Below are 10,514 nucleotides of genomic sequence, written 5' to 3'. Positions count from 1 at the left end.
CTGCTGGGTCTGCCGGGTCTGCCGGGTCTGCAGATCATCCGTACCGAAACCGGTTCGTTCTGGGATGAGCGGTGAGCGGACCCCCTGCGGCGCGGGACTTTGCGGAACTCCGCGGGGCTGCAGAGCGCCGCCGCCGCTGCCATCAGGCGGTGCTCAACCAGGGCTGTGACCGTCCGCCGGATTTTCTATGCCCGGGACATCATGTGCACGGCGGTGCAGCCGCGCTGCGTCGTTTCGTGGTCGGCGAAGGCCTTCAGTGCGAATTCGGCGAACGTCGCGGAGTGGTGCGGGACCGGATAGCTGTCCGTGTCCCTGTCGTACAGGTGGTACAGCACGAACACCGCCGGTTGCGCGGACTGAGGGCACGTCGCGGTGGCCCAGGCATAGTCCCGGTCGCTGCCGGTGGGGCCGTAACCCTTCTTGAGGTGGCCGCGCTCGCTCGTGAGGAAGTCCTTGGCGGCGGCACCGTAGTAGGCGTACAGGCCGTAGCCGGGCTTCCCGGTCTTCGTCACCAGGTAGCAGTTGGTCTGCGGAGCGTCGGGATCCGCTGGGTACTCCATGACCTCAGGAGTGGCGTTCCGGGCCGCCGTCGTACCCCGTAGCGCGACGCACGAGCCCTCGGCCTGTCGCAGCGGCTTGGCCGTGCCGGGCGTGCCGAGCCGTGCGGCGGACAGGCCGGTGAGCCGCTTGCCGGTCTTCGCCTGGCAGCCGAATTTCTCGGCTGTCTTCTGGGCGGTCTCGGTGGTCACCCGGCCGAGTCCGCCCAGAGTCGCACTGTTCGCCGTACCGAGCAGGTCACCGTAGGCAACCAGAGCCTTGCTCTTCTGGTTCACGCAGTCGAGCGCGACCATGACCTGATAGGTGCCGCTGTCGTACCTGACGACGCCGGACCAGCCGTGGCCGAGCGGGGCCGCCTGCGCCTTCACCCCGTTGTAGTCCTCGTCGTACCAGGCGAGGGTCCCGGAGGGGGCCGCCGCACTGCTCCAGCGCAGCTTCAGTTCCAGGGAGCTGCCCTGCGGGCCGGATGCCGAGTTGTGGACGCTGCAGGCGGCCAGGTAATCGCCGTCGCCCTCGTCGTCGGCGCTCAGGTGTGACGAGTGCAGAGCCGTCCGGAGCCCGTCCTGGGCCAGGGTGCCGTCGCAGGCCCGGTCCAGTGAGCGGTCGTCACTGCCCGCGTCGAAGGCCCCGGTGCCGTGGAGCACGAGCCCCAGAAGCGCCAGAGCCAGCAGGCACGCCCCTGCGCACCACCCGGCGTGTATACGTCGGAACCCGGATTTCATCTGCATCGTGCTCATTCTGGCGGGGGACGTTCGGTGCCGTGCCAGCGGTCGGCGCGAAGCGTGCTCAGCGCCGGTCGCTGTCCGCCGCTTCCAGCTTGGTCCGCTTGGTCCGCCGGTCCGCCGCCTATTGGGCGGGAGTCAATGGGAGAGGGACAGGCGCGTGATATCCGAGCTACGCCCGGTTTCCTGAGAAGCGGTCGCCAGGCTCCGCGCCTCGGACGCGAAGCGGAGCGCTTCCGCTGTCTGCTCGGCGTGCTCGGCGTGCTCGGCCGAGAGCATGCCCACATGTACGAACGGTGCGCCCCGGTGGGTGACCATCGGTCGAAGGTGTCGCTGGATGCGTTCAGGGAGGCCGAGAGCGGCCAGCGCTTCACGGAGTGCGTTGGTGGCTCTGTCCGCGCGACTGCGGCTGTCCCGCCACGTCTGCATGTCCATCAGTGCGCCCCCGCCTGGTGCTGGCGCAACCTGACGTTGCTGTCGGACACTGCGCTGTAGTCACCCGTGGAACGAGCGTTCTCCCTGGCGACCGAATGGGAAAGGCAAGTCGGGCAGCCGGGAATAGCCGAAGGTTCGCACGGCAACTCGGACAGATGCGTCCCTTCAGTGGGAATGCCTCCGGGTCCCGCGTTTTTCCGTTCACTCTCCATGAGTCCATCATGGCGTCTCAAAGAGCCCGCGTGGAGAGCTAGTTACGTTGACGCATAAAACCGCCGGCTGCCTGTTCCAGGAAGGCGGAAGCGTCGTCACCAGTCAACGCGTGCGACCAGAAGAGTTCGAACAAACTAAGGTGCTGGGTTATGTCCCGCGGGTCACGCAATACGACTTCACCGGAGAAAAGTTCGACGGTTACAAGGCGTTCGTCGTAGACCACGAAGATGTTCATAGGGGTGCCGGGAACGTGCACCCCCTGTGGGACTATCCCGATCGCGACGTTGGGTTTCCTGTTGATCTCGGCCATGTGCGAGCACTGGGCTGCCATGGCCTCGATGCTTGCCCGTTGCCACTTGACGGCTTGTTCGGTCATCAGGAACCAGAACGAGCGCGATGGGTCGTCCAGGATGGCCTGACGGTCCATACGGGCCTGTACGGCCCGTGCGACGTCCCTGGCCGGGTCACTGGTCACCGTGGGCGAAAGAGTCTCGACGGCGTACTCACGCACGTGCAGCAGGCCTGTGGGGATGGCTGGGAGGAAGTGCCGCATCACCCGCGAGGAAGACTCAAGGGCCCTTAGCTCGGCTTGCTTGTGATAGAGGCCGACGCGCGCATAGGCACGCCAGGATGCATAGTCCACATTGGCTCTGCGTGCCAGTCGAAGGAGTTCGTCGGCCACCTCGTCAGGCACGGCGAGCGCTTTGAGGATGCGCTCGACATCGATGACCGTTGGCAGGGCACGACCGGTCTCAATACGGCTGATCTTCGTTTGGCTCATGTTGCAGCGCAACGCCAGGCGTTCGCCGCTGAGGCCGGAAGCGCGACGGAGACCTCGAAGGGCCTCCGCCAGATCCTTCCGTTCCCGTGCTTGCGTCTCAGGTTCGATAGGCACTGAACGGTACGGCACTTTCTAGCGCGAGATCCCGCCACGCGAGATACTTACCGATGTCCGGGTCCTGGATCAGTTCCCGATCGATCTGCGTTCCGTCGGGACGGTAGTTGAGATGCACCACGGTCGTTTCGTCGAACAGCCAGAAATCTTGCTCCGGCAGCCCGGGGTTCGGCCGATCCGTCAGATCAACTATCCGGTAATCCTCCCCGGCCGCGAGTTTCCGGGGATGCACCATTCGAACAGGTACCGGCTGTACGGCGTGAGCGGGCGGCGCACGATCTTGGCACGGGTCATCGTTCGCCCGGCCGCCGCATGGTCCCGGATCGTCTGGTGCCATGGCGCGTTGAAGCCCTCCGGCATCGACGCGCCGGCGAGGAAGTCACGGACCGTCTCACCCTCGGCAGGCATGGTGTAGGTCTGGTGGACTTCCAGCCGGAACGCGGAGCGTTTGAAGTCGCGGAAGTACGCCTGCCACTCGTCACCGTCCAGCAGTACGGGGCTAGAGCCATCCACGGGCACGCGCGGCCTCCTTGAGGATGTCTTCAGGGATCAGTACGACCGACTCACCTTCCGGCGTCGGGTGGACCACGTCGTAACCCTGGACGGCCAACATGCCCGGCTCCGGGGTGGAGTACACGGTAGGGCAGTCGCCGTTCCCGCACTTGTCGTCACCGCCGCTCCTGCACGGCCCGCCAGCACTTATCAGCAGTTCGTCCACTGAGACCCCTCCGGTCTGTGTGGTCGGCAAGTTACGGGCCGTCATACACGAGGGGCGAGAGTGGCCCCTCGTCCAGTCACGAAGTCGCATAGACCCGTGGGTGTGAGTCACCGGCCGATACTGCCTGAGCAGGTAGGACGGCGGCTGGTCACGCGCACGGTGCATGACCGGCCACCGCAAGCCCATGGCACCGTGGCACGTCAGGGCCGCCAGGCCACCCGGTGTTCGCCCAGGTGTGAGAGGACCGCGTGGTTCGCCTCCCAGCCGTCCGGGAACTTCACCAGCGTGCCCAGCTGGACCGGTTCCGTGGCGGGGTAGTCGTCCAGCAGGTCGCTCACGCCGGCGCGGCAGACCACGATGCACGCGTGGCGGTGGCGGGAGGCCAGGACGCACAGCCGGCCGGTCTCCAGGTGGAACGCGGTGGCGTCGGGGCGGCCGGAGAGCGGGTGCAGGACGACCGTGACGTCGTACTCCCGGCCCTGCAGACGGTTCGCCGTGTCCACCGTGACGTCCGGCACCCCCAGTCCGGCCAGGGCCGCGCGGACCGCCGCCGCCTGGTCGCGGTGGGCCGTACCCACCGCCACGCGGTCGGCGCTCAGGGGCGTGGGGGCGGGGGAACGCTCCGAGGTCGCCGCACCACCCCGGTCCAGCAGCCGGCGCACCACCGCGGCCACCGCCCGGACCGCCTCCGGGTCCGTGCGCGGGGTGTGCCGGGCGGGCAGCTCCAGCAGCCCCCAGCCGGACTCCGCGGCCTCGTCGATCACCCGGTCCGGGCCGGAGCCGTCGGAGGGAACGGCGAAGGCCAGGCGGCGGTCGCCGTGGGCCGTGCCGCTGCGGAACGGGGTGTACGGGTAGAAGGCGTCCGAGACCAGCGGTGCCGCGGAGGCGGGCAGCCGCCAGGAGACGGGCAGGCGGTGCTGGGGCAGGCCCGGGTTGTGCGCCAGCAGCGTGCTGACCGCGGAGGCCGACGGGTCGTACGACAGCCCCGCCCACTGCTCGCTGCCCACGATCGCGAACGGGTCCAGCTGCCCGGGATCGCCCACGAACAGCGCCCGCTCGAACAGACCCGCCACGGCGAGCAGGGAGTCCGAGCGCATCTGGTACGCCTCGTCCACGATCGCGTGCCGCCAGGGCTCGTCCGCCTTCACGTGCGCCCACTTCGCGGCGGTGGACAGCACGACCGGCAGGCCGTTCAGCTCGGCCGCCTTCGCCGACGTACGGACCTGCGGCAGCTCGTCCAGCGCCTTGTCGTAGGCGTCGGCGTCGCTGCTGTGCAGCCGGCCGACGGGCAGCTCCGGGTTCTTCTCGGCCAGGCGCAGCACCAGGTCGTCGACCTGGGCGTTCGTCTGGGCCACCACCATCAGCGGGCGCCCGGCGCCGGCCAGTTCCAGGGCCGCCCGCACCACCAGCGTCGACTTGCCCGCGCCCGGCGGCGAGTCCACCACCACGCCCCGCTCGGTGCCGTGCAGCGTGTCGCGCAGGATCGCGTCGGTCGCCCGGCCCGCCGCGGCTGCGGGGTCGAAGTCGACGGTCGTCACAGCACGTCCTCCTCGGTCACCGTGTCGGGCGCCTCCGGCCGCGGCTCGCCCGGCGGCCCGCCGTGCGTCCAGGGCGTCTCCTCCGGCTCGGGCAGCTTCGCGCCGCCGCGCTGCTCGTGTTCGAACACCGTGAAGCAGACCCGGTCGCCCTTCTCCGGCACCGAACCGGGTTCCGGTTCCCTGCCGCGGCCCATCTTGTCCAGGATCCGCAGCACCAGCACACCGTCGCCCTCGGGGCCGACGAACTCCGCCGCCTGCGGCCTGCCGTCCAGCGAGCGGTACACCTTCGCCCGCTCCGCCAGATGCGGCCGGTCCTCCGTGCGCACCGTCACCAGCGGGCGCGGGCTCGGCCGCTTGCCCTCGCTGTACGCCGGTACGACATCGGTCACCTCGCCCGCGAACGCCTCCCCGGCCAGCCGCCGCCCCGCCATCACCAGCGGGTCGTCCAGCGCCTCCTGGGCCTCCAGACGGGCCTGTTCGCGCTCGCGCGTGGCCAGCTTGTTCGCCGCCGTCACCGCGTCGTCCCGGCGCGGCTGCGGGGGCTCCCCGGCCAGCACCCGGTCCCGGTGCCCGGTGAACGACCAGCGGTCCCGGGTCCAGCGCCCCTCGACATGCCCGCCCGCGGGCAACTCCCGCAGCAGGTCCAGGCCCCGCCACACCGCGTCCCAGGTGGGCCGGGTGCGGCTCTCGACGAGGTCGCGGACGTCCCGCTCGGCCAGGGTGAGCGCGGCCAGCCGGCCGTCGGCCTCCAGCGGGTCCTCGGCGGCGGCCAGGGCCGTACGCGCGCGGTCGTAGCGTTCGATCGCCGGGGCCAGCAGTCTGTTGTCGAACGCCGGGTCGGTGGCCGGGCCGGCCGGCGGGCACAGCAGCTGCCCGGCCGCGTCCCGCTCCAGCTCGGCCCGGCGGGCGGCCTCGGCGCCGCTGAGCCCAGCGGGCGGGTCGATCCAGGCGAGCAGCGCGCCCAGGTGCTGGTCCTCGAGCCCGGACTGGCCGGTCGCCCAGTGCCGGGCCAGCACCTCGGTCAGGGCGAGCAGCAGCGAGGATCCGGGCACCCGGGCCCGCTCGCCGTAGTGGGTCAGCCAGCGGCCGAGCAACGGCACCCGGGGCGGCGCCGGATAGGGGGCGTCCGGGTCCTGCTCGGCGGTGCGCCGGAACCGCATCGAGCGGCCCAGCAGCCGCACCAGGTCCAGGCCCGCGCGGCTCGGCACGATCAGCTGGGGCGCGTCCGCGCACAGCTCGGCCGCCACCTTGACCCGCTTGCCGGTCTCCGGGTCGGTCTCGGTGCGCTCGGCCGCCTCCACGGACTCCGCGTGGGCGTCGATGTACGGCAGGACGATGTCGGCCAGCTCGGCGAGGAACGTGAAGCGCAGATCGCGGTCCCGGGGCTGCGGTACGGCCAGCAGCCGGGGCGCGTCCCGGTCGGTGCCGACCAGCGCGCCGAGCGGGGCACCGGTCTCACCGGCGGTGATCAGCGGCACGAACACCAGCGGGCGGTCGGACAGATGCCGGTGCCGGACGGTCGCGGCGGGCTGCGCCCGGCCGGTGCCGACCGCCTCCAGCCGGGCGAGGGTGGTGATCAGGGACACGCGGTCACCGCCGTGCGTCCGGCGGCCGCCGTGGCCGATGCCTCCGCGGCCTCCCGGCGGGCTTCCGCGGCGTCCCGCAGGGCCTCCGCGCGCAGGGCCGCGGCCCGGCGCAGCGCGGCCACCGCCGGGTCGTCCGGGTCGCCGGACTCGCCGCGGGCCGCCGAGAGGACCTCCTCGACCGTGGCCAGGCCGCCCAGTTCGGCCCGCAGGGGCCGGCCGAGACGGGTGACCACGCCGGCCTCGCGGGCCCGGTCCCGGCAGTGGAAGGCCAGTTCGCAGGCGGACAGGCACTCCGGCGCGTACGTCGCGGGCACCGCCTCCACGGCCGCGGTCAGCTCCTGGGCGGGCCGGTCGGGCGCGAAACACGTGCCCTCGGGCAGTGCGCCGGCCAGCTCCTCGATACGGGTGAGCCGGGCCAGCTGGCGTGCGGTGACCGCGCGCTGCTTGCGGACGTCCACGGCACAGCCCGCCGCCAGGTTGGAGAAGTCCTTGGGGCACACCAGCAGCACCCGGTGGTGCACCCGCGGGGCCGGGTCCAGCCGCGCGGCGACCTCCTCCAGCGCCAGCACGTACACCGCCGCCTGCCGGGCCGCCGCGCCCGCCTTCGCCGGGTCCGCGGAGCCGTCCACCATCGGGAAGGACTTGATCTCCACCACCGACCAGCTGCCGTCGGGATGCACCACCACGGCGTCCGGCTCCAGGAAGGCGGGTGAGCCCGCCACGTCCAGGACGAGCATCGGATGGTCCAGCAGCGTCCAGCCGCCGGCCCGCACGGCCTCGCGCAGCGCCAGCGCCGTACGCGCCGTGCGCCCCTCGGGGCCCTGTGCGCTCAGGTCCGGCACGGCGGCGCCTTCCGGCTCCTCGGCACCGGGGTCCAGGTGGGTGTGCGCCAGCCGCAGCAGCTCCGCGCCGCCGTCCGCCTTCACCCGCGCCTCGAACGCGTTGCCCCGGGTCAGCGCGAACTGCGACTGCCCGAAGCCGGACGGTGAGCCCAGCGCGGTGGCCAGCCGTGCCTTGTCCACCCCGGCGCCGTCCAGGACCGCCCGGCGGGCGCACCCCGGGTTGGCGGCGAGCGCCGCGAGGGCGCGTGCGTCCAGGGACCTGGCGGGTACGTCGGGACCGCGCAGCTCAGCGAGCCGGTGCCGGAGCGCTTTCTCCCGCGTCGGTGGGGGAGGCGTCCGGTCCGGCCGCGGCGTCGTGCTGCGACTCGCGCTGCCGTGGAATTCGCTCACCCGCGGAAGTCTGGCATCCGGCACTGACAATCGGGGAACCCGTCCCGTCCGCGACCGGTGCCGTGCGCCGCGACAGGCGGGTCCGGACCAGGTCGGCGGCCCGCATCACGCGCGGCGCCAGCAGGAGGCCGACGCCCATCACGGCGACGCCCGCGACCGCGTCCAGGAAGTAGTGGTTGGCGGTGCCCATGACCACGAGCGCGGTCATCAGCGGGTAGACGACGCCGAAGACCTTCGCCACGCGGGTGCCGCCGTACCGCCACAGCATCACCCCGCACCACAGCGCCCAGCCCACGTGCAGGCTCGGCATCGCCGCGTACTGGTTGGTCATGCCGCCCATGCCGCGCGGGGCGCTGGCCTCGCCGCCCCACCAGCCGTACGAGCTGTACTGCGCCATCGTGTCCACGAAGCCGTGGCCGGCCGAGAGCAGCCGGGGCGGGCAGGTCGGCAGCAGCGTGAAGCCGATCAGACCGATGAAGGTGGACGTCATCAGCCAGGTGCGGGCCGCGCGGTAGTGCCGGGCACGCGCGTGGAAGAGCCAGACGAGGACGGCGGGCGTGACCAGGTAGTGCAGCGAGGCGTACCAGAAGTCGGCCGGCACCCCGAGCCAGGACTCCCGCGTGAACAGCCGGTTCAGCGGGTGCTCGGCGTTGAGGTGCAGTGCCTTCTCGATGCGCAGGATCGTCAGGCCGTGGTCGACGGCGCTGGTGACGTCACCGCGCGCGAGGAGCCGTCCGGCCGAGTAGCAGCCGTAGACCAGCAGGATCAGCGGCAGCTCGGTCCACCAGCGCAGCCGGGATCGTGGGGCCACCTCGGTGCCCGGTGTCTCGGTCTGCGGCAATCCGATCGCCCTCCCCCTTCTGCTGTGCGGTGCGCCCCCGCGGGCGACCGTGCCACTTTACGGCGTCCCTGCGACACCCATGCGGGCGCTCCGGTCACACCTGGGCGCGCGCTCAGCCCTCGAAGACGCCGGGAGCGCCCGCACGGTTGCCTGGCAGGGGGGTGCGCGATGATGGAGGGACCGCATCCAGTTGTCGTCCCGGTGGCGTCCGTGTGACGTCACTCTCCCGGAGAGGTCTCTCATGGCACCGCGCATCCTGCTGGCCCGCCACGGACAGACGGCGTGGTCGCTGTCCGGCAAGCACACCGGCAGGACCGACGTGCCGCTGCTGGAAGAGGGCAGGCGCGGGGCCAAGCTGCTCGGGGAACGGCTGCACCGCGCTCCGCTGGACGGCCTGGCGGGCGCGGAGGTGCGCACGAGTCCGCTGTCGCGCGCGCGGGAGACGTGCGAGCTCGCCGGGTTCGGCGAGCGGGCCGAGCGCTGGGACACGCTGATGGAGTGGGACTACGGCGCGTACGAGGGGATGACCCCGGCCGAGATCCAGGCGGTCCGGCCGGGCTGGCTGATCTGGCGGGACGGGGTCCCCGGGGGCGAGACCCTCGCCGAGGTCACCGCGCGCGCGGACGAGGTGGTGTCCTGGGCCCGCTCCGCCGACCGCGACGTCCTGGTCTTCGCCCACGGCCACATCCTGCGGTCCATCGGCGCGCGGTGGCTGGGGCTGCCCCTCGACTTCGCGGCCCGGATCCGCCTGAACCCGACCTCGCTGTCCGTCCTGGGCTGGGCCTACGGCGAACCGGCCATCGAGAGCTGGAACGACGTGGGGCACCTGGCGGGCTGAACCCCCGCCCAGCCGTAGCGCGCGCGTGCCGGTCCGGGAACGCCGACACACCCGATGCCCGCCGGTGCGGCAGCAGCGCCCCAGCCGTAGCCGCCCGTACCGCCTGGCCGTAGCCGCCCGTACCGCCTGGCCGTAGCCGCCCGTACCGCCTGGCCGTAGCCGCCCGTACCGCCCGGCCGTAGCCGCCCAGCCGCGGCGCGCGCGTGCCGGTCCGGGAACGCCGACACACCCGATGCCCGCCGGTGCGGCAGCAGCGCCCCAGCCGTAGCCGCCCGTACCGCCTGGCCGTAGCCGCCCGTACCGCCTGGCCGTAGCCGCCCGTACCGCCTGGCCGTAGCCGCCCGTACCGCCCGGCCGTAGCCGCCCAGCCGCGGCGCGCGCGTGCCGGTCCGGGAACGCCGACACACCCGATGCCCGCCGGTGCGGCAGCAGCGCCCCAGCCGTAGCCGCCCGTACCGCCTGGCCGTAGCCGCCCGTACCGCCTGGCCGTAGCCGCCCGTACCGCCTGGCCGTAGCCGCCCGTACCGCCCGGCCGTAGCCGCCCAGCCGCGGCGCGCGCGTGCCGGTCCGGGAACGCCGACACACCCGATGCCCGCCGGTGCGGCAGCAGCGCCCCAGCCGTAGCCGCCCGTACCGCCTGGCCGTAGCCGCCCGTACCGCCTGGCCGTAGCCGCCCGTACCGCCTGGCCGTAGCCGCCCGTACCGCCCGGCCGTAGCCGCCCAGCCGCGGCGCGCGCGTGCCGGTCCGGGAACGCCGACACACCCGATGCCCGCCGGTGCGGCAGCAGCGCCCCAGCCGTAGCCGCCCGTACCGCCTGGCCGTAGCCGCCCGTACCGCCTGGCCGTAGCCGCCCGTACCGCCTGGCCGTAGCCGCCCGTACCGCCCGGCCGTAGCCGCCCAGCCGCGGCGCGCGCGTGCCGGTCCGGGAACGCCGACA

Annotated in this window: 8 protein-coding genes and 1 pseudogene; 1 reads left to right on the top strand and 8 read right to left on the bottom strand. The window is 72.6% G+C overall.

Annotated elements, in window-relative coordinates; translation table 11 throughout:
- Positions 1–185: 185 nt before the first annotated feature.
- The 8 genes and pseudogenes from GT045_RS17080 to GT045_RS17045 form a co-directional block, all read right to left on the bottom strand.
- A complete protein-coding gene (locus tag GT045_RS17080; protein ID WP_161334698.1) occupies positions 186–1,202 on the bottom strand; it encodes a hypothetical protein in 1,017 nt (338 codons plus the stop codon).
- Positions 1,203–1,965: 763 nt separating this feature from the next.
- The gene (locus GT045_RS17075; protein WP_345942669.1) at positions 1,966–2,823 is read right to left on the bottom strand and encodes a helix-turn-helix transcriptional regulator; all 858 of its coding nucleotides are present in this window, start codon (positions 2,821–2,823) and stop codon (positions 1,966–1,968) included.
- Positions 2,807–3,336, bottom strand: a pseudogene (locus GT045_RS17070) (DUF6879 family protein). The gene GT045_RS17075 and the pseudogene GT045_RS17070 overlap by 17 nt, the downstream one beginning before the upstream one ends.
- The gene (locus GT045_RS17065) at positions 3,323–3,541 is read right to left on the bottom strand and encodes a hypothetical protein (RefSeq protein WP_345942668.1); all 219 of its coding nucleotides are present in this window, start codon (positions 3,539–3,541) and stop codon (positions 3,323–3,325) included. Before GT045_RS17065 ends, GT045_RS17070 begins: the two are co-directional and overlap by 14 nt.
- A 200-nt stretch (positions 3,542–3,741) precedes the next feature.
- Entirely contained in the window at positions 3,742–5,079 is a 1,338-nt protein-coding gene (locus tag GT045_RS17060; protein WP_161334697.1) for an AAA family ATPase, read from the bottom strand.
- Positions 5,076–6,665 (bottom strand): hypothetical protein, encoded by a 1,590-nt coding sequence (locus GT045_RS17055; RefSeq protein ID WP_161334696.1) that lies wholly within the window; start codon positions 6,663–6,665, stop codon positions 5,076–5,078. Before GT045_RS17055 ends, GT045_RS17060 begins: the two co-directional genes overlap by 4 nt.
- A complete protein-coding gene (locus GT045_RS17050) occupies positions 6,656–7,792 on the bottom strand; it encodes a hypothetical protein (RefSeq protein WP_161334721.1) in 1,137 nt (378 codons plus the stop codon). Before GT045_RS17050 ends, GT045_RS17055 begins: the two co-directional genes overlap by 10 nt.
- A gap of 1 nt (position 7,793) precedes the next feature.
- On the bottom strand, positions 7,794–8,738 hold the full coding sequence (locus tag GT045_RS17045; RefSeq protein ID WP_161292075.1) for a phosphatase PAP2 family protein: 945 nt from the start codon (positions 8,736–8,738) through the stop codon (positions 7,794–7,796).
- A gap of 241 nt (positions 8,739–8,979) precedes the next feature.
- Here GT045_RS17045 and GT045_RS17040 point away from each other — a divergent pair, with 241 nt between their 5' ends.
- A complete protein-coding gene (locus GT045_RS17040) occupies positions 8,980–9,576 on the top strand; it encodes a histidine phosphatase family protein (RefSeq protein WP_161334695.1) in 597 nt (198 codons plus the stop codon).
- Positions 9,577–10,514: the final 938 nt, after the last annotated feature.

Source organism: Streptomyces sp. SID486 (assembly GCF_009865385.1).
Classification (GTDB): domain Bacteria; phylum Actinomycetota; class Actinomycetes; order Streptomycetales; family Streptomycetaceae; genus Streptomyces.
Note: the sequence above shows the minus strand (reverse complement) of the source record. Positions and strands in the feature narration are given on the sequence as shown.

What these genes read in the sequence shown, in the direction of transcription:
- GT045_RS17040 (WP_161334695.1), top strand. Translation starts at nt 8,980, where the DNA reads ATGGCACCGCGCATCCTGCTGGCCCGCCACGGACAGACGGCGTGGTCG.